Genomic DNA, 18,300 nt, shown 5'->3' on the forward strand with positions numbered 1-18,300 from the left:
GAGTCACGTGTCCATCGGCGCCACCAACCCCCGCCCCTTCCTCGAGATCAAAGATCTCAGCGTCCGGTTCGAGACCGACGACGGCATCGTCCAGGCCGTCTCCGGCTCGACGTTCAGCCTCGAGGCCGGCAAGACCCTGGGCATCGTCGGCGAGTCCGGCTCGGGCAAGAGCGTCACGTCGCTCGCCATCCTCGGCCTGCACCGCACCCGCAGCAATGCGAAGGTCGGCGGCGAGATCTGGCTCGAGGACCAGGAACTGGTCACCGCCACCGACGAGGACGTCCGCAAGCTGCGCGGCGGCAAAATGGCGATGATCTTCCAGGATCCGCTGAGCGCGATGCACCCGTACTTCACGGTCGGTTCGCAGATCGTCGAGGCGTACCGGGTGCACCACCCCGGCGTGAACAAGAAGGTCGCCCGCGAGCGCGCCATCGACATGCTGGCCCGGGTCGGCATCCCGCAGCCCGAGAAGCGGTTCAACGACTACGGCCACCAGTTCTCGGGCGGCATGCGGCAGCGCGCGATGATCGCGATGGCGCTGGTCAACGACCCCAAGCTGCTGATCGCCGACGAGCCCACCACGGCCCTCGACGTGACAGTGCAGGCGCAGATCCTCGACCTGATCCGCGACCTGCAGGAGGAGTTCCACTCCGCGGTCATCATGATCACGCACGACCTCGGCGTGGTGGCCGAGCTGGCCGACGACGTCCTGGTGATGTACGGCGGCAAGGTGATCGAGAAGGGCGCCGCGCTCGAGGTCTTCCAAAACCCGCAGCACCCGTACACCTGGGGTCTGCTCGGCTCGATGCCGCGTCTCGACCGTGAGGTGCGCGACCGGCTCACCCCGGTCAAGGGCTCGCCGCCCAGCCTGATCAACCTGCCCGACGGCTGCGCCTTCCACCCCCGCTGCCCGTACGCGGGACGCAACGGCAACCGGTCGTTCACCGAGGTGCCCGAGTTGCGCGGCGACGCGCACAAGGTCGCCTGCCACCTGCCCTCGGAGGATCGCACCAAGATCTTCCAGGAGGAAGTGCTCCCGAACCTGTGAGCGGAGAGAAAAAGACGATGAGCGAGAACCTGCTCGAGGTCTCCGGCCTGGAGAAGCACTTCCCGATCACCAAGGGCCTGCTCAAGCGGCAGGTCGGGGCCGTCCGCGCGGTCGACGGCATCGACCTGCAGGTGCGGTCGGGCGAGACGCTGGGCCTGGTCGGCGAGTCCGGCTGCGGCAAGTCGACCACCGGGCGCCTGTTCACGCGGATCCTGGAACCGACCGGCGGCAAGGTCGTTTTCGAGGGCGAGGACATCTCGCACAAGAACGTCAGCCAGCTCCGGCCGCTGCGCCGCGACGTGCAGATGATCTTCCAGGACCCGTACTCGTCGCTCAATCCGCGGCACACGGTGGGCGCCATCATCTCGGCGCCGCTGCAGATCCAGAACATCCCGACCCCGCAGGGCCTCAAGAAGGCCGTGCAGGAGCTGCTGGAGCTGGTCGGCCTCAACCCGGAGCACTACAACCGCTACCCGCACGAGTTCTCCGGCGGTCAGCGGCAGCGCATCGGCATCGCGCGGGCACTAGCCCTGCGGCCCAAGCTGATCGTGGCCGACGAGCCGGTGTCCGCGCTCGACGTGTCGATCCAGGCCCAGGTGGTCAACCTGCTCGACGACCTGCAGCGCGAGTTCGACCTGACGTACGTGTTCATCGCACACGACCTGTCGGTGGTGCGGCACATCTCGGACCGGGTCGCCGTGATGTATCTGGGCAAGGTCGTAGAGATCGCCGAGCGCGACGAGCTCTACAAGAACCCGCGCCACCCGTACACCGTGGCCCTGATGTCCGCGGTGCCCGTGCCCGACCCGGCTCGCCGTGACCGCGCCCAGCGCGACCGCGTGCTGCTGACCGGTGACGTGCCCAGCCCGATCAACCCGCCGTCCGGCTGCCGGTTCCGCACCCGCTGCTGGAAGGCGCAGGACATCTGCGCCACCGAGGAGCCGCCGCTGACCGTCCGGCTCGAGGACCCGCAGTCGCACCTGACCGCGTGTCACTTCCCGGTCGTCGACGACGAGACGGTGGCCGGACGCCGGCCCGCGGCCACGCCCGCCTGATCCCGTACGCGAAAAGGCCGTTCCACCCCGTGCGGGGCGGAACGGCCTTTGTCGTCGTGACGGTCAGGAAACGCGGGAGGCCCGCTCGACCAGCTGCTTGACCTTGTCGAGCTCGGTCTGCGCGGCCTTGGCCCGGGCGGCCGCGACGGGGCCCGTGCCGATGCGCTCGCAGTTGAGCACGGTCTCGCCGGCCACCGGGTCGGCGCAGAAGTCGTCGCCGTTGGCCCCGTTGAACAGGTCGGTGCCCTCCTCGCCGGCCAGGATGTCATCGGCGTCGCCGGCCGCGAGCGCGTCGTTACCCGGGCCGCCGATCAGCATGTCCTCGCGCGCGGTGCCGAGCAGGCGGTCGCCTGCGTTGCCGCCGATGATGACCTCGATCGTGCCGCTGACGGTGTCTTTCTCGCCGGTGCGGCCGTCGTCACCGGCCACCCCGTCGGCGTCCGCGCTGACCGGCTTGGTGCGCTCGCTGTAGGTGAGGATGTCCTGCTCGCCGGCGCCGCCGGTGAGCGAGTCGGCGTCCGCGCCGGTGGTGTCCACGCCCTCCAGCAGCACGTCATCGCCGGCGCCGCCGTCCACGACGTCGTTGCCGGCGTCGCCCCACAGGCCGTCATCCCCGGCCCCGCCGAGCAGGCGGTCACCGGCGGCGCCGCCGAACAGGAAGTCGTCGCCGTCGCCACCGGAGATGGTGTCGCTGCCACCCTCGCCGCGGAGCGTGTCGCCGCCGCCGAGGCCCGAGATGGTGTCGACGCCGTCGCCGCCGTAGACGTCGTCCTTGAGCGGACCACCGGTGATCTTGTCGTTGCCGGCCCGGCCCCGGGCGGTCATGCCCAGGCCGGAGTTGTTGATCAGGGTGTCGTTGCCGTCGCCGAGGTCGACGCGCACCCAGACGGGGGCGACCGCGAGAGCGCAGTTGATTTTGGTGACGTCACCGCTGACCGCGGAGCAGCCCGTGCCGGCCTTGATGCCGAAGACGTCGTCGACGGTCACCCGGTTGCCCGAGCGGGTCAGCACGACGGTGTTGGCCTTGCCGGTGGCGGCGGTGTAGGTGACGATGTTGCCCCCGACGACCTGGACGATGCCGGTCGTGGCGGCCTCGGCCGGGAGCGCGATCCAGGCGGCGCCCGCGACGGCTGCGGCGCCGATCGCGGCGGCCCCCGTGCGGAGGGCGGTCTTGCGCTTGTTCACGGCTGGGGTGTCCTCTCGTGAAGATCGAAGCCCAAGCATGATAGATCGATGCCCGCGCTTTCGCTGTCCCGTGGTCAGGGCCAGGTGATCAGGCGCGCATGTCCTTCAGGATGGCGACGAATGCCGCCTTCGTGGATGTGGCCGACAGTCCGGTGTCCTCGCAGTTGAGGAGGGTGTCGCTCGCTTCCGGCACGCATGCGTCGACGCCGCCCGCGCCGTTGAGGGAGTCACGACCGTCCTCGCCTTCGAGGTAGTCGTCGCCGGCCCCGGCCGCGATCTGGTCGTTGCCCGGGCCGCCGAAGAACCCCTCGTCGCGTGATGTGCCGAGGAGGCGGTCGTTGCCCTTGCCGCCGCCGATGCCCTCGACTGTGCCGCTGATGGTGTCGCCCTCGCCGGTCGAGCCGTCGTCGCCGGCCGCACCGTCGGCGTCGGCCGTGACGGCCTTGGCCCGCTTGAAGTAGTCGACCAGGTCGATGCCGGGGCCGCCGATGAACGAGTCCCGGTCGGTGCCCGCGGCGAAGTCGCCCGACGGGGTCATCAGGTCGTTGCCGGCGCCGGCGTCGACGATGTCGTTGCCCTGGTCGTTGACGATCGTGTCGTCGCCCGCCCCGCCGAACACCTTGTCGTTGCCCGTGCCGTCGGAAAGCCAGTCGATGCCGTCGCCTCCGGAGACAGCGTCGGTACCGGCCTCACCCCGCAGGATGTCGTTGCCGCCGAGACCCCAGATCGCGTCGTTGCCGGCACCCCCGTGGACGTCGTCCTTGAGCGGACCGCCGGTGATCATGTCGTTGCCGGCGCGGCCCCAGGCGGTCATGCCGAGGCCGGAGTTGTTGGTCAGGGTGTCGTTGCCGTCGCCGAGATCGGCCCGGATCCATCCCGCGCCGGCACACGTGACCTTGGTGGTGTCGCCCTTGACGGCAGCGCAGCCGGAGCCCGCCTTGAGCCCGTGCACGTCGTCGACGGTGATCGTGGCGCCGTTGCGGGTGAGCACGACGGTGTTGGCCTTGCCCGCCGCGGCGGTGTAGACGACCACGTTGCCGCTCGTCTTGGCGACGACCCCGGTGGTGGCGGCCTCGGCCGGGATCGCGATCCAGGCGATTCCGGCCACGGCGGCAGCGCCGAGCAGGCCCGTGCCGGCCCGGACAGCGATCTTGATCTTATTCACAGGGAAAGAGCATAGGACGATACGGAACCGTTTCGCTGTCCCGGATCGGCCGCAAAGATCAGCCTTCCGGGCGGTTCAGGATGCCCACTACGACAGCGTGGACGGCTTCCAGGTCGGCCGGGTCGTGCAGGGTGGCCTTGGCACCGGTCACGACATACCACTCGTCGGCGTCCTTGTACTGCACGCGCACCACGACCTCGGAACCGGAGAGCTCCGAGCGCAGCGTCAGGTCGCCGGTCACGACACCGACCTCGTCGGTCATGACGCCACCCTGCCCGGCCACGATGTCGGTGGTGAGCGGGGCCGGAGCCGCGGGTGCGGCCGCTGGTGCGGGCGTGGCTTCGGCCTCCGAGGGCGCTTCTGCCGTGGGGCCGGTCTCCTCCGGCTGCTGCTCCTCGGGTGCGGTCATCAACAACTCCCCAGCATGTCCTCGAGCGCCTTCTTCTCCTTGGTGGTGACCGTCAGCTTCCACTTGGCCTTCACCGTGATCCAGTCTTGCGCATATTCGCACCAACTGCTGGTTTCGGTCGGTTTCCAGGTCGACGGGTCCTGGTCGCCCTTGGAGCGGTTGGCGGCGGCCGACACCGCGATCAGCTGCGGGTCGTCGAGGTCGTTGGCGAACTTCTCCCGCTTGGCCGTCGTCCACTTCGAGGCGCCCGAACGCCAGGCGTTGGCCAGCGGCACCATGTGGTCGATGTCGACCTTGTCGGGGGCGTTGAGCACCTTGCCGTCGTAGAAGCTGGTCCAGGTGCCGGCGACGACGTTGCAGCCGGAGGTCTTGACGTTCTTGCCGTCCCGCTTGAGCACGGTGTCACGCACGTCGCAGTTCTCACCGGTGCTGAGCCAGTGCGGGAACAGGTCGCGCTTGTAGCCGCTCATCGACCCGGCGCGGGTCACGACCTTGAGGCCGTCGAGCTCGGTCTGCGAGGCGCTGGCGTCCTTGGTCGAACGGGTGTCGGTGGGCACGGGCTCGAGGGAGACGCCCTCACAACCGGCGAGGGCGAGCAGGGCGGCGGCGAGAACCAGAGGGGTACGTAGGTGCACCCGCTCAGCGTAAGGCGGGTGCGCCCGGCGAGCCCCAGTGGATCATGCCCGCGCGCCGCCCGGAGACGGCGCGCGGGTGAAAGATCAGCGCGCGCGGTTGACGGCGCTCGTCACGGCCTTGATCGAGGCGCTCACGATGTTCTCGTCGATGCCGACACCCCACACCGTACGGTCGCCGACCTCGACCTCGACGTACGCCGCGGCCTGGGCGTCGCCGCCCGACGTGAGCGCGTGCTCGTTGTAGTCGAGCACCCGCGCCTTGATCCCCAGTGGCTCGATGGCCTGCACGAACGCGTCGATCGGGCCGTTGCCCACGCCGACCAGCGGCCGCCGCTGTCCACGGTGGAAGATCTCCACGTCGATCTCGACCTTGCCGTCGCGGATCGAGGTCGTGTAGGTCTCGATCGTGAAGGCCTTGGCCGTCTGGTGGTCGACCAGGTATTCACCGGCGAAGATGTCCCACATCTCCTGCGGGCTGACCTCGCCGCCCTCCTCATCGGTGTGGTGCTGCACGACGCCGGAGAACTCGATCTGGAGACGCCGCGGCATGTCCAGCTTGTGCTCTTCCTTCATGATGTACGCCACGCCGCCCTTGCCGGACTGCGAGTTGACCCGGATCACGGCCTCATAGCTGCGGCCCAGGTCCTTGGGGTCGATCGGCAGGTAGGGCACGCCCCAGGTGAACTTGTCGATGTCGACCCCGGCCGCGTCCGCGTCGGCCTGCAGAGCCGCGAACCCCTTCTTGATCGCGTCCTGGTGCGAGCCCGAGAAGGCGGTGTAGACCAGGTCACCCACGTACGGGTGGCGCTCGTGCACGGGCAACTGGTTGCAGTACTCGACGGCGCGCTTGATCTCGTCGATGTCGGAGAAGTCGATCATCGGGTCGATGCCCTGGGAGAACAGGTTGAGGCCCAGCGTGACCAGGTCGACGTTGCCGGTGCGCTCACCGTTGCCGAACAGGCAGCCCTCGATGCGGTCGGCCCCGGCCAGCAGTCCCAGCTCGGCGGCGGCCACCGCGGTGCCGCGGTCGTTGTGCGGGTGCAGCGACAGCACGATCGACTCGCGCCGGGGGAGGTGCCGGTGCATCCACTCGATCGAGTCGGCGTACACGTTGGGCGTGGCCATCTCGACGGTGGCGGGCAGGTTGATGATCAGCGGCCGGTCCGGCGTCGGGTCGATGACGTCGATCACGGCGGAGCAGATCTCCAGGGCGTACTCGAGCTCGGTGCCCGTGTAGGACTCGGGCGAGTACTCGTAGAAGATCTCAGTGTCCGGGGTGTGGATCTCGGCGTACTTCTGGCAGAGCCGGGCCCCGGTGGTGGCGATGTCGGTGATGCCGTCCTTGTCGAGGCCGAAGACCACCCGGCGCTGCAGTGTGGACGTCGAGTTGTAGAAGTGCACGATCGCGCGCTTGGCGCCGCGGATCGACTCGAACGTGCGGTCGATCAGGTGTTCCCGGCACTGCACCAGCACCTGGATGGTGACGTCGTCGGGGATCAGATCCTGCTCGATCAGCTGACGGACGAAGTCGTAGTCGGTCTGACTGGCCGCGGGGAAGCCGACCTCGATCTCCTTGTAGCCCATCTGAACCAGCAGCATGAACATGCGCCGCTTGCGCTCGGGCGACATCGGGTCGATCAGGGCCTGGTTGCCGTCGCGCAGGTCGACCGCGCACCAGCGGGGCGCCGCCGCGACGTGCCGCGCGGGCCATTGCCGCTCGGGCAGATCAATGGCGAACTGCTTCTCGTACGGGGTGTAGCGCTCGAACGGCATTTTGCTGGAGCGCTGCGTGTCGAAAGCCGAAGAGGACATGTGGAACTGCTCCAAAGGGAGAGGAAGACGAGAAGGCGGCGCGCGTCAGCCCCGCGACGAGGTGCCGGCCTGGGATGGGGCCTCGTCGCGGCAGCGAAGAAGAAGGAGTGCCTGCCACATGTCGAAAATGACCCTACGTGATCAACTCGGGCGTTGCCAGCCGTACGCCCGGATCGTGGGAACGCTCAGGCCGAGGGGATGACGCCGGTAGGTTGCACCGGCGGCGGGGGTGGCGGCGCGTCCATACCCATCGGTGGACCCGCGGTCTCGGGCCCGGGCAGCGGCACGGTGGCCGGGCCGGCGATCTGGTTGGTCACCTTGATCTCGCCGAACCCGACGCGGGCCGCGGTCAGCACGCCGTCGTCGGCGTAGCAGTAGATGCCGATGTCGACCGGGTCGGCCAGCGACGCCGAGATCGAGTCGATCGAGAAGCACGTGCCCTTGGCCCCGGCCAGCGGCGGGACCTCGGCCACGGCCAGGGCCGACTGGCGGTCGGTGAAGACGGGCAGCCACTGCCGGAAGAGCCGCTCGACCCGGGGCGAATACTCCGCGGGCACCCGCTTGCCCGGCTTGGCCACCTTGACGCAGGTCGGGCTGATCGGGTTGGACTGCGAGCCCAGCGTGCACTGGAAGACGCCGGCCGCGGTCGAGACGATGCTCACGTCGGCCGTGCCGCCGAGCGCGCCCCCGGTGACGTCGACCCGCCAGGTGCCGTCCCGGCCGGCCGTGGCGACCACGTTGCGGGGCTGCCCGCGACCGTCGTCGAGGGTGTAAAGGGCTGCGTACGCGGTGTCCATGGCCCGCGCCGCCCGGGCTGCCAGTTCGCCGCGGGCGCCCGAGAAGGCCTCGGCCGACGCGCTCGCCGCGGCCGGCGCGGAGGGGGACGGTTCCGGGGCACCCTCGGACTCACCCGAGCACGCCGTCACCCCGGCCAGGAGCAGGACAGCGGCCGACGCGGACAAACCACGTCGAGGCATCGAGGAAGGGCGCACCGAGACATTCTCGCCTCCTCCGGCCGTAACGCCCCGCTGCCGGAGCCCATCACGGCTTCGGCGTGTCGCGCGTGTTGCCGCGAATTGGCCGGAATCTGGGATCGCCTGTCGGCCTCGGCCTGGGGCGCGGCTACTGTGGTGGCGATTGTCCTGACCGGCCCCGCCGGTACGAACAGCCGGAGGATTGGTTCGCCGTGGCCCTCGTGGTGCAGAAATACGGTGGTTCGTCGGTCGCGACGGCCGAGCGCATCAAGCGTGTCGCCGAGCGCATCGTCGCGGCTCGCAAGGGCGGCGACGACGTCGTGGTCGTGGTCTCGGCGATGGGTGACACCACCGACGAACTGATGGATCTCGCCAACCAGGTCAGCCCGCTGCCGCCCGGCCGTGAGCTCGACATGCTGCTCACTTCGGGCGAGCGCATCTCGATGGCGCTGCTGGCGATGGCGATCCACAACCTCGGTTACGAGGCCCGTTCCTACACGGGCTCCCAGGCCGGCGTGCTCACCACCTCGACGCACGGCAAGGCGCGCATCATCGACGTGACCCCGGGCCGGCTGCGCGGCGCGCTCGACGAGGGCGCGATCGCCATCGTGGCCGGCTTCCAGGGCGTCTCGCAGGACACGAAGGACATCACCACGCTGGGCCGGGGCGGCTCCGACACCACGGCCGTGGCCCTGGCCGCCGCCCTGCACGCGGATGTCTGCGAGATCTACACGGACGTCGACGGCGTCTTCACCGCCGACCCGCGGATCGTGCCCGACGCCCAGCACATCAAGCAGATCACGTACGAGGAGATGCTTGAGCTCGCGGCGGGCGGAGCGAAGGTGCTCATGCTGCGATGCGTGGAGTACGCCCGGCGCTTCAAGGTGCCCATCCACGTACGCTCTTCTTACTCGAACAAGCCCGGCACCCTGGTCACTGGATCGATGGAGGACCCTGACGTGGAACAAGCGCTCATCACCGGGGTCGCGCACGACCGGAGCGAAGCCAAGATCACGATCGTCGGCGTGCCCGACGAGCCGGGCTCGGCGGGCCACATCTTCAACACGGTGGCCCAGGCCGAGATCAACATCGACATGATCGTGCAGAACGTGTCGACCGAGGGCACCGGCCGCACCGACATCTCCTTCACCTTGCCGAAGGCCGACGGCCCGACCGCGATGGCCGCCCTCGACAAGATCAAAGAGCAGATCAAGTTCAAGAGCCTGCTCTTCGACGACCACGTGGGCAAGGTGTCGCTGATCGGCGCGGGCATGCGCTCGCACCCGGGCGTCGCGGCCTCCTTCTTCGCCTGCATCGGCGAGGCCGGGGTCAACATCGAGATGATCTCCACGTCCGAGATCCGGGTGTCGGTGGTCTGCCGCGACAGCGACCTCGACACGGCCGTCCGCGCCGTGCACGACCAGTTCGAGCTGGGCGGCAGCGAGCAAGCAGTGGTTTACGGCGGGACCGGCCGGTAGCCCGGCCATGGCGCAGCCCACGCTCGCCGTCGTCGGGGCCACCGGCTCCGTCGGGACGGTCATGCTCGAGCTGCTCACCTCCCGCAAGAACGTCTGGGGCGAGATCCGGCTGATCGCGTCCGCGCGGTCGGCCGGCAAGCAGCTCAGCTGCCGCGGTGAACAGCTCACGGTGGCCGAACTGACCCCCGAGGCGTTCGACGGGGTCGACGTGGCGATGTTCGACGTGCCCGACGAGGTGTCCCTGCAGTGGGCGCCGATCGTCGCGGCCCGCGGCGTCGTCGTGGTCGACAACTCGGCGGCGTTCCGGATGGACAACCAGGTGCCGCTGGTCGTGCCCGAGGTCAACCGCGAAGCGCTGAGCTACCGTCCGCGCAACATCGTCGCCAACGCGAACTGCACCGTGATGGCGATGATCATGGCGATCGCGCCGCTGCACCACGAGTACGGTCTGCGCGAGCTCGTGCTGGCGTCCTATCAGGCCGCCTCGGGCGCCGGCCAGTTCGGCGTCGACACGCTGCACGACCAGCTCAGCAAGGTGGCTGGTGACCGGCTGCTGGGCTCCCGTCCGGGCAACGTGCGCCAGGCTGTCGGCGACGACCTCGGCCCGTTCCCGGCCCCGCTCGCGCTCAACGTGGTGCCCTGGTCGGGCGCGCTGGAGCCGCTGGGCTGGTCGTCCGAGGAACTCAAGCTGCGCAACGAGTCCCGCAAGATCCTCGCGCTGCCGGCCCTCAAGGTCTCGGCCACGTGCGTACGGGTGCCGGTCGTGACCGCCCACTCGATCGCCGTGCACGCCGTCTTCGCCGCCGAGGTCGACGCCGAAGGCGCCCGGCAGGTGCTGCGCAACGCCCCCGGCGTGATCCTCGTCGACGACCCCGAGTCGGGCGAGTTCCCGATGCCGATCGACGCGGTCGGCACCGACCCGTCGTGGGTGGGCCGCATCCGCCGCGCGATGGACGACCCGCGCGCCCTCGACCTGTTCGTCACGGGCGACAACATGCGCAAAGGCGCCGCGCTCAACACCGTGCAGATCGCCGAGCTGCTCGCCGCCGAGCTCAGCAGATGACCGAGGTCGTCGAGGTGGTCATCACGGCGGGCGACCCCGAGTGGCTGGCCGCCTTCACCCGCCGCCTGGTCGACGACCGCCTCGCCGCCTGCGGCCACCAGATACCGGCGATTCGCTCGATCTACCGCTGGCAGGGCGAGGTGCACGACGACCCCGAGGCCCGTGTCGCCCTGCACACCCGGGCCGAGCTGGTCGATCGCATCGTCGACCGAGCCAACGCCGAGCACCCGTACGACGTGCCGTGCGTGCTGGCCCTGCCCGTGCTCGCGGGCAACCCGGCCTACCTGGACTGGGTCAGGCAGGAGACCACGCCTCCACACCGGTGACGACCTCGCGCCCGGTGTCCGCGGCCTCCTCCACGGCCAGCGCCAGCAGCTGATCCTGGACGCCGTCGGCCAGCGGATACGGCGGCGGACCGGCGCCGCGCACCCAGGCCGCCATCGCGTTGAGCAGCGTCGCCGTGGCAATCTCGTCGTCATTGAACCGGCTTCCGACGTACGGGTTCCGGAAGAGCACCTGCCCGTCCAGCATGATCGTCTCGGTGTCGAAGCCGTTGAGGTCCAGGTCGTGCCCGCTCTGCCGGCGCACCAGGGCAGACCGGCCGATCGCCCGCGGCGCGGCCAGATGCACGATCTCGTCGTCCTGCAGCTCACCGTGCGTGCCGCGAACCAGCAACCGCCGGAAACGCAGCAGATTGCGGGTCTGATTGGTCGTGAAGTCGTAGACGGCCGACTGTCCGCCGCCCAGCCCCGGCTCGCTGCCGCCCCTTTCGCGGCCGCCTCTTTCGTTGCCGGCCACCTCGCTGCCGCCCTCCGCAGCTCTGGCACCGTCGGCCGCGCCGCCGAAGTGCAACGTGGCGATGGTGGTGGTGGCCAACTTGGGCTCCGGGTCGCCGGTCCAGCCGCCGCGGTCGAGCGGATCGAGCAGAGGCGCCACCGTACGCACGGCGCGCACGGCGGCCGGGGCGAAGCCCACGCCCAGCAGACCGCGGATCAGCGACATCGCGTGATACTGCTGCGTCGACGAGACCTGCACCTGGGTCGGGGCGCCGATAAGGCCGGAACGGACCGTGGCCAGCCGGGCGGCGTGCGTAGGCATCAGCAGGTATTGCTCGGCCACCTGCACCAGACCGGACGCGCCGGCCGAGGCCCAGAGCTCCCGCAGCCCGGACAGGTCGGGGGCGGGCGGCGTCTCGGCCAGAACCGGGACCTCCAACGCGACGGCCTCGGCGATCACGTCGGGGTTGGCGGCCTTCGGGACAGCGGTCACGACGAAATCCGGCCGGGTCGCCCGGACGCAGGCGGCCAGGTCGGGAAAGGCCGGCACGGGAAGCGGGCGCTTGTGCGGGTCGCGCACCACTGCGGCGACGCAGTCGACCCCGGGCAGGCATTGCGCCACGCGGTGGAAGGCTGCGGCCCGAAAACCGAATCCGACAAGCGCGAAGGTGGTCATCCGCCCACCGTAGACAGCCACGCCGGCCCATGACTCGGCGCCGAGATGCGGATGGCGGGGGTTGACGGCGCGGCCTGGGGATGGGGTGTGGCGGCGCCGCGGCGTGGGGATGGGGGCTGAGTGCTGACGGCGACGCGGCGATGTGGTGAGCCGGGGGCTGGAGCAGCGGCTGGGCGTCGGAGAAGTGGGCGGGCGCGGTAGGCGGTGGCTGCGGGTCAGGCGCAGTCGCCGGTGCGGACGCCTCGCGTGCGGGCCTCGCCGGCCTGGGCGACGGGGGCGGCCTCGGCCGCGGTCAGCGCGAAACCGGTGTTCTTGTCGTCGGCCGCGGCGGCGAAGATGACGCCCAGCACCTGGCCGTTCGTGTTGATCAGGGGGCCGCCCGAGTTGCCGCTGCGGACCAGCGAACGGATCGTGTAGATCTCACGGGTCACGTCGCCCGAGTCGTAGATGTCGGGGCCGGTGATGCGGCCGACGTCGCGTACGCGGGCGGACTGGGCGTCGTACGGGCCGTCCTGGGGGTAGCCCAGCACGATCGCGCTCGCGCCCGTCTTGGCCTGGCCCCGCAGGAAGGGCATCACCGGCGCGGTCAGACCGGGAACATAGAGGACGGCCAGGTCGCGGTCGGGGTCGTAGACGACGACGGTGGCCCCGATGCGGCGGCCGTTCACCTCCACCTCGGTGTCGCGTGTGCCCGCGACGACGTGCGCGTTGGTCATCACCCGTTCGTCGGCGTAGACGAACCCGGAGCCCTCGATGCGACGCGAGCAGCTCGGCGCCGTGCCCAGCACCTTGATCACCGAGCGCTTCGACTTCTGCACGATCTGGGAGCCCTTGAGCGCCGGGTCGGGCGCGGCCACCTCTTTGGCGTCGGTCGGGGTGAGGCCGCCGAAGACGTCGGGGAAGCCGCTGGTGTCGAGCGTGTCGCGCAGCGCGGCCGAGAGCGCCTGCGCCTGGTCGGGCATCAGGCTGTTGATGCCGCCGAGGATGGCGCTGTTGCGGACCTCTTTGTTGAGACCGGGGAACGGGGTCGAACCCAGGGGCACCGCGATCAGCCAGGCCACCAGCAGCACCGCGACCAGCGAGATGGCCGCGCCGCCGGCGTCGTCGGCACGCTGCAGCGGACGGCTCTGGATCGCCCGGCGCAGGTGGGTGCCGAGCCAGCCGGCCAGCGTCTGCCCCAGCACGGCCAGCGCGAAGATGGTGACCAGCGAGACGACCAGCCGGGCCGACGGGTCGGAGAAGCGGTCGGCGATCAGCGGGCCGACCTGCAGGCCGATCAGCACTCCGCTGAAGAAGCCGCCGAACGAGAGCGCGCCGATGACGAAGCCCTGGCGGTAGCCGCTGATCGCGAAGACCAGCATGAGCAGGATCAGGATGCCATCGACCACGGACCCTCACCCAGCGTAGAAATCGACCACGGACACTCACCCAGGGTAGAGGCGCTTGGCCAGGGGTGGCTCACGGCAGAACCTCGTCGGGTGCGCCACCGCGGGCGGCGGGCACCGGAGCGCTCGCGTCGGGCAGGTCGACCAGGGCGCCCGGCTGCCACGGCTCGGCCCAGCCGCCCATGTCGAGCAATGTCGAGATCACCCCTGCCGTGAAACCCCAGACGAGAAGACCCCGCACCTGAAAGGCGGGACCGATCCAGCCGCTGGGGTGTCGTACCCGAATACGGTTCCGCGGGTCGACCAGTTCACCGATCGGCAACCGGGCCACGTGGGCGACCTCGGCCGGCTGCCGCGGGCTGACCGGATGCGGGCGCCGCCACCAGGCCAGCACCGGCGTGACGACGAACGAGCTGACCGGGATGTAGAGGTCGGGCAGCAGCGCCAGCACCTCGGCGCCGGACGGTTCGAGGCCGACCTCCTCGTTGGCCTCGCGCAGGGCGGTGGCCACGGCGTCGGCGTCCTCGGGGTCGGTGGCGCCACCGGGGAAGGCGGGCTGCCCGGCGTGGTTGCGCATGGTTGCGGCCCGCTGCAGCACCAGCAGGTCGGGGCCGTGTTCGCCCTCACCGATCAGCACGAGCACGGCGCTGGGCCGCCCGCCGCCGGCCGGGGGCCGCAACGTCGTGAAGTCTTCGGTGCGGCAGGTCGCGACGCGGTTCAGCAGCGGGTCGAACCATTGCGGCAGGCCATCGGGGCGGCCCAGCACTCGTCCCCGGCTCACGGGGTCACCGTCACGCCGGTGTGGGTGCGGACCAGTTCGGTGAGCTGGGGGGCCTGCAGTGGCAGCGGATGCATCCAGGCCCGGCCGGCCGGGTCGAGAAAGAGGGTGATCGGCAACCGGATCTGGCCCAGGTTGTTGAGCAGCGAGCTCTTCTCGTCGAACAGGGTGGGCAGGCGCACGCCGGCGTCGGTGGCGAAGGAGGCGCCCTTGTCGCGGTGGTCGCCGGTGTCGACGCCGAGCACGGTGAGCCGGCCCGCGGCCCGGTCGGCCAGGCTTTGCATCACGGGCAGCTCGTCGCGGCAGGGCCCGCACCAGGAGGCCCACAGATTGATCACCGCGGGGCCGCGCAGGTCGCGCAGCGAGATCTGGTCGTCGCCGTCGAAGCAAGGCAGGGTCAGGTCGGGCAGGCTCGCCAGCGCCGAGCCACCCGCGGCAGCGGACGGGGGCGGGGCCGTGGGGGGCTCAGTGTCGGAGATTGGGGCGGCCGACGGCGGCGGGGCGGTCAGGGCGTCGCAGCCGGCGAAGGGCGAGGCGACAGCAGACTCGTCGCCGCTGCAGGCAGCTGTGGCCACCGCCAGCAGCAGAGCGAGCGGCGCCGCCAGCATCCGGCCCCGCCGAGCGCCGAGCCGCCGATGGCGCGAGAGTCGCGGGGCGGCGGCCCGGTGGGCGAGTCGCGGGGCGGCGGCCGGGTGGGCGAGTCGCGGGGCGACAGCCGGGGGTGAGAGCTGTGGGGCGGCGGTTGGGCGCGAGAGCCGCGGAGCGGTGGCCGGGTGTGCGGGCTGCGGGACACCGGCCGGGTGTGCGCGCTGCGGGGCGGCGAAAAGCCGCCGGCGCCTCACGGAACGTCCGGCGCGGCGACCGCCGCGGCCGGGACGAGCTCGGGGTCGACCCCGGCGGCGACCGCCAGCTCGCGGGCGCGGGGCCCCTTGAGCAGCTTGGCCGCGGCGGCCGCCTCGGTCGGGCCGGTGCCGTAGGACGGGCACATCGGGGCCAGGGTGCAGGCGCCGCAGGCGGGCTTGCGGGCGTGGCAGACCCGGCGGCCGTGGAAGATGATCCGGTGCGACAGCATCGTCCAGTCGCGCTTCTCGATCAGCTCGGCCACCAGGAACTCGATCTTGACGGGGTCTTCCTCGGCGACCCAGCCGAAGCGGTTGGTGAGCCGGCGGAAGTGGGTGTCGACGGTGATGCCGGGGACGCCGAACGCGTTGCCCAGGATCACGTTGGCCGTCTTGCGACCGATGCCGGGCAGGGCGACCAGCTCGGCCAGCGTGGCCGGGAGCACCCCGCCGTGCTTCTCGATCAGCGCCTGACCCAGCTTGATCAGCGAGTCGGTCTTGGCCCGGAAGAAACCGGTCGGCTTGAGCAGCGTCTCGAGCGCGGTGCGATCGGCCGCGGCGTAGTCGGCGGCGGTCTGATACTGCTTGAACAGCGCAGGGGTGACCTGGTTGACTCGCACGTCGGTCGTCTGCGCGGACAGGATCGTGGCCACGGCCAGCTCGAGCGGATTGGTGAAGTCGAGCTCGCAGTGAGCGTCGGGATGCGTCTCGGTCAGGACGCGGGCCATCTTGCGGGCCCGCCGCTTGCGCCCGATGGGCGTTTCCGCCGTGAACCGCTTTGCCGCTGCCACCGGAGTCACCGCTAAAGAGTACGTCGCCCCTACGACAGGGTCTGTCACGCGGACGGCGTGATCGAACCGTCCGCGCCGATCTTCACGCCGCTGTCGGGGAAGTCCTGCCGGCTGAGCTGGGCCACAAGCTTGCGGCCCTGCTCGTTCGCCTCGTCCCGGGTGGGCAGGCCGTTGCCGTTCATGTAGGTGGAGAGCAGCTTGCCGCCCCCGTACGTCCCGTCCTTGCTCAGCGTGACCTGCAGGACCCCGCCGTATTTGAGGACGCCACTGCGCGACAGCGTGCGCCCGCCGCCCGCGAAGTTGCCCAGGCTGTAGGCGATCAGTTTGCCCTGGTAGAACTCCATGCCCCGGAGCACGTGGGGCCCGTGCCCGACGACCAGGTCGGCCCCGGCGTCGACCACCGCGCGGCTGAACTTGATCGGGTCACCCCGGTTCTCCCCGTGGAACGTCTCGGTGCCCGGCTTGACGTGCTGCTTCTCCGAGCCTTCGGCACCCATGTGCACCTGCACGACGACCAGGTCGGCCTGCTCCTGGGCCCGCTCGACCACGGACCGGGCCTGGTCGAGGTCGATGAGGCTGTTGGCTCCGGCGTACGAGGAGAAACCGACGACGGCGACCCGCACACCTTTGACCTCGGCCACGGTGATCTCGTCGGTGTTGCCCGTGGCCTTGATGCCGGCCTCCTGGAGCGCGGCCCGGGTGTTGCGCGCGCCCTGCGGGCCGAAGTCCTTGGCGTGGTTGTTGGCCGTGTTGACCAGGTCGAACCCGCCGTCCCGGAGATGTTTCACGTACGCGGGCGGGGAGCGGAACGCGAAGCAATTGGGCGAGGGCGGCGACCCGCACTTGGACGCGCCCGTGTTCTCGGTCAGCGGTTGTTCGAGGTTGCCCATCACGAGGTCGGAGGCGAGCGCCGCCTGCACCGAGTCGAAGAACCCCTCGCCGTTCGCCGGGGGCATCCGGTTCGGCGCGTTGCTCATCATGATGTCGCCGGTAGCCGACAGTGTGACCGTGCCCTCATCGGCCGCGGCCGCCTCGGTGGGGCGCGCGGCGGAAGCGGGCGCGGAGGGGGTGGACGAGGCGGCTCCCGCATCCTGCCACTGCGCGGCCGAGCCGGAACCGGAGTCGCGGTTCGCAAAAGCGACACCGCCGATACCGAGCGCAGCCAAAACCGCCAGGACAATAGCGACAGTAAGGACAGGCCGCCCGAAAATGCCTGGCCGTCGATGCGGGGGGTGGGAATTCATCGACGGCGACGATACCTTCAGGTGGCGACGCGGACGAACCGTCGAAAGGCTTGTCGTTGCCTCCACTGGGCGACGAAAAATACTGCCCGTCACGGCGGGACTGGTTACCCTGCGGTATCTAGATCAAGGGGTGCCCGCCCGATTCCCGCCCGCGTGCGCCTAGACTGATCGAGCGCAGGCGTTGCGCGTGTTCGGAGGTGCGGCGATGGATGAGGTACTGGCGCGCAGCGGGATCTTCCAGGGCGTTGACCCGGAGGCCGCCGAGGCGCTCGCCAAGGAGATGGACACGGTCGAAGTCCGCAAGGGCGACGTCCTGTTCAACGAGGGCGAGGCCGGTGACAGCCTGTACATCGTGCTGTCCGGCAAGATCAAGCTGGGCCGGCGTGCGGCCGACGGCCGGCAGAACCTGGTCTCGATCATGGGCCCGTCCGACATGGTCGGCGAGCTCTCCCTCTTCGACCCGGGCCCGCGCACGGCCACCGCGACCGCGGTGACCGACGCCCGGCTGGCCCGGCTCAAGAAGACTTCGCTGCGCCCGTGGCTCAACAACCGGCCCGAGATCGCCGAGCAGCTGCTGCGGGTGCTCGCCCGCCGCCTGCGCCGCACGAACGACGCGCTGGCCGATCTGATCTTCACCGACGTGCCCGGCCGGGTTGCGAAAAACCTGCTCCAGATGGCGGGCCGGTTCGGCACCCGCGACGGTGGTGTGCTGCGCGTCACGCACGACCTCACCCAGGAGGAGCTGGCTCAGCTCGTCGGGGCGTCCCGCGAGACGGTGAACAAGGCGCTGGCCGACTTCGCCTCGCGCGCCTGGCTCCGGCTGGACGGCAAGAGCGTGATCATCCTGGACCCCGAGCGCCTGGCGCGGCGCGCCCGCGTCTGACCCTCAGCACCTTGTCGGGGCCGTCCCAGTGGGGCGGCCCCTAAATCTCGTGTATTACCCCTCCAAAAGGGGACAAACCTGCATCTTTCGCATCCGTGTCGCAC

At 70.4% G+C, this 18,300-nt stretch carries 18 protein-coding genes; 6 read left to right on the forward strand and 12 right to left on the reverse strand.

The features are described 5' to 3' along the window. Nucleotides 1-7 precede the first annotated feature (7 nt). Entirely contained in the window at nt 8-1,048 is a 1,041-nt protein-coding gene (locus tag BKA14_RS32480) for an ABC transporter ATP-binding protein (protein WP_184954596.1), read from the forward strand. 17 nt (nt 1,049-1,065) lie between these two features. After that, entirely contained in the window at nt 1,066-2,103 is a 1,038-nt protein-coding gene (locus BKA14_RS32485) for an ABC transporter ATP-binding protein (protein ID WP_184954597.1), read from the forward strand. A gap of 63 nt (nt 2,104-2,166) precedes the next feature. Here BKA14_RS32485 and BKA14_RS32490 read toward each other — a convergent pair whose 3' ends face one another. The 6 genes from BKA14_RS32490 to BKA14_RS32515 all read right to left on the reverse strand — a co-directional run bounded on the left by BKA14_RS32490 (nt 2,167) and on the right by BKA14_RS32515 (nt 8,286). After that, a complete protein-coding gene (locus BKA14_RS32490) occupies nt 2,167-3,288 on the reverse strand; it encodes a calcium-binding protein (protein WP_184954598.1) in 1,122 nt (373 codons plus the stop codon). 88 nt (nt 3,289-3,376) lie between these two features. Beyond that, nucleotides 3,377-4,453 (reverse strand): calcium-binding protein, encoded by a 1,077-nt coding sequence (locus BKA14_RS45265; RefSeq protein WP_184954599.1) that lies wholly within the window; start codon nt 4,451-4,453, stop codon nt 3,377-3,379. 58 nt (nt 4,454-4,511) lie between these two features. Next, nucleotides 4,512-4,862 carry a hypothetical protein gene (locus tag BKA14_RS44480; RefSeq protein ID WP_239093197.1) on the reverse strand — a complete coding sequence of 117 codons (351 nt, stop codon included), beginning with the start codon at nt 4,860-4,862 and terminating at the stop codon, nt 4,512-4,514. Then, nucleotides 4,862-5,497: an HNH endonuclease family protein gene (locus BKA14_RS32505; protein WP_184954600.1), complete on the reverse strand. Its 636-nt coding sequence runs from the start codon at nt 5,495-5,497 to the stop codon at nt 4,862-4,864. The genes BKA14_RS44480 and BKA14_RS32505 overlap by 1 nt, the downstream gene beginning before the upstream one ends. Nucleotides 5,498-5,581: 84 nt before the next feature. Beyond that, the gene (gene leuA, locus BKA14_RS32510) at nt 5,582-7,309 is read right to left on the reverse strand and encodes a 2-isopropylmalate synthase (protein WP_184954601.1); all 1,728 of its coding nucleotides are present in this window, start codon (nt 7,307-7,309) and stop codon (nt 5,582-5,584) included. 185 nt (nt 7,310-7,494) lie between these two features. Further along, the gene (locus BKA14_RS32515; protein WP_184954602.1) at nt 7,495-8,286 is read right to left on the reverse strand and encodes a hypothetical protein; all 792 of its coding nucleotides are present in this window, start codon (nt 8,284-8,286) and stop codon (nt 7,495-7,497) included. A gap of 209 nt (nt 8,287-8,495) precedes the next feature. Here BKA14_RS32515 and BKA14_RS32520 point away from each other — a divergent pair, with 209 nt between their 5' ends. The 3 genes from BKA14_RS32520 to cutA are packed head-to-tail and all read left to right on the forward strand — an operon-like array spanning nt 8,496 to nt 11,150. After that, nucleotides 8,496-9,761 carry an aspartate kinase gene (locus tag BKA14_RS32520; protein WP_184954603.1) on the forward strand — a complete coding sequence of 422 codons (1,266 nt, stop codon included), beginning with the start codon at nt 8,496-8,498 and terminating at the stop codon, nt 9,759-9,761. 7 nt (nt 9,762-9,768) lie between these two features. Then, a complete protein-coding gene (locus BKA14_RS32525) occupies nt 9,769-10,824 on the forward strand; it encodes an aspartate-semialdehyde dehydrogenase (RefSeq protein ID WP_184954604.1) in 1,056 nt (351 codons plus the stop codon). After that, complete coding sequence (gene cutA / locus BKA14_RS32530; RefSeq protein WP_184954605.1) at nt 10,821-11,150, forward strand: divalent-cation tolerance protein CutA; 330 nt, start codon at nt 10,821-10,823, stop codon at nt 11,148-11,150. The genes BKA14_RS32525 and cutA overlap by 4 nt, the downstream gene beginning before the upstream one ends. Here cutA and BKA14_RS32535 read toward each other — a convergent pair. From BKA14_RS32535 to BKA14_RS32560, 6 genes are all read right to left on the reverse strand, one after another. Continuing rightward, a complete protein-coding gene (locus tag BKA14_RS32535; protein ID WP_184954606.1) occupies nt 11,119-12,276 on the reverse strand; it encodes a Gfo/Idh/MocA family oxidoreductase in 1,158 nt (385 codons plus the stop codon). The two genes, cutA and BKA14_RS32535, sit on opposite strands and share 32 nt — an antisense overlap. Nucleotides 12,277-12,491: 215 nt before the next feature. Next, a complete protein-coding gene (locus tag BKA14_RS32540; RefSeq protein WP_184954607.1) occupies nt 12,492-13,664 on the reverse strand; it encodes a MarP family serine protease in 1,173 nt (390 codons plus the stop codon). 70 nt (nt 13,665-13,734) lie between these two features. Continuing rightward, complete coding sequence (locus BKA14_RS32545; protein WP_184954608.1) at nt 13,735-14,442, reverse strand: NUDIX hydrolase; 708 nt, start codon at nt 14,440-14,442, stop codon at nt 13,735-13,737. Then, a complete protein-coding gene (locus tag BKA14_RS32550; protein WP_184954609.1) occupies nt 14,439-15,047 on the reverse strand; it encodes a TlpA family protein disulfide reductase in 609 nt (202 codons plus the stop codon). The genes BKA14_RS32545 and BKA14_RS32550 overlap by 4 nt, the downstream gene beginning before the upstream one ends. Nucleotides 15,048-15,277: 230 nt before the next feature. Then, nucleotides 15,278-16,078 carry an endonuclease III gene (nth, locus tag BKA14_RS32555; RefSeq protein WP_275412393.1) on the reverse strand — a complete coding sequence of 267 codons (801 nt, stop codon included), beginning with the start codon at nt 16,076-16,078 and terminating at the stop codon, nt 15,278-15,280. A gap of 35 nt (nt 16,079-16,113) precedes the next feature. After that, the gene (locus tag BKA14_RS32560; RefSeq protein ID WP_184954610.1) at nt 16,114-17,313 is read right to left on the reverse strand and encodes a CapA family protein; all 1,200 of its coding nucleotides are present in this window, start codon (nt 17,311-17,313) and stop codon (nt 16,114-16,116) included. A gap of 205 nt (nt 17,314-17,518) precedes the next feature. Between BKA14_RS32560 and BKA14_RS32565 the strand changes: the two genes are divergently transcribed. Continuing rightward, nucleotides 17,519-18,196 (forward strand): Crp/Fnr family transcriptional regulator, encoded by a 678-nt coding sequence (locus BKA14_RS32565; RefSeq protein WP_020515203.1) that lies wholly within the window; start codon nt 17,519-17,521, stop codon nt 18,194-18,196. Nucleotides 18,197-18,300 lie beyond the last annotated feature (104 nt).

Origin of the sequence: Paractinoplanes abujensis (genome assembly GCF_014204895.1) — a bacterium.
Classification (GTDB): domain Bacteria; phylum Actinomycetota; class Actinomycetes; order Mycobacteriales; family Micromonosporaceae; genus Actinoplanes; species Actinoplanes abujensis.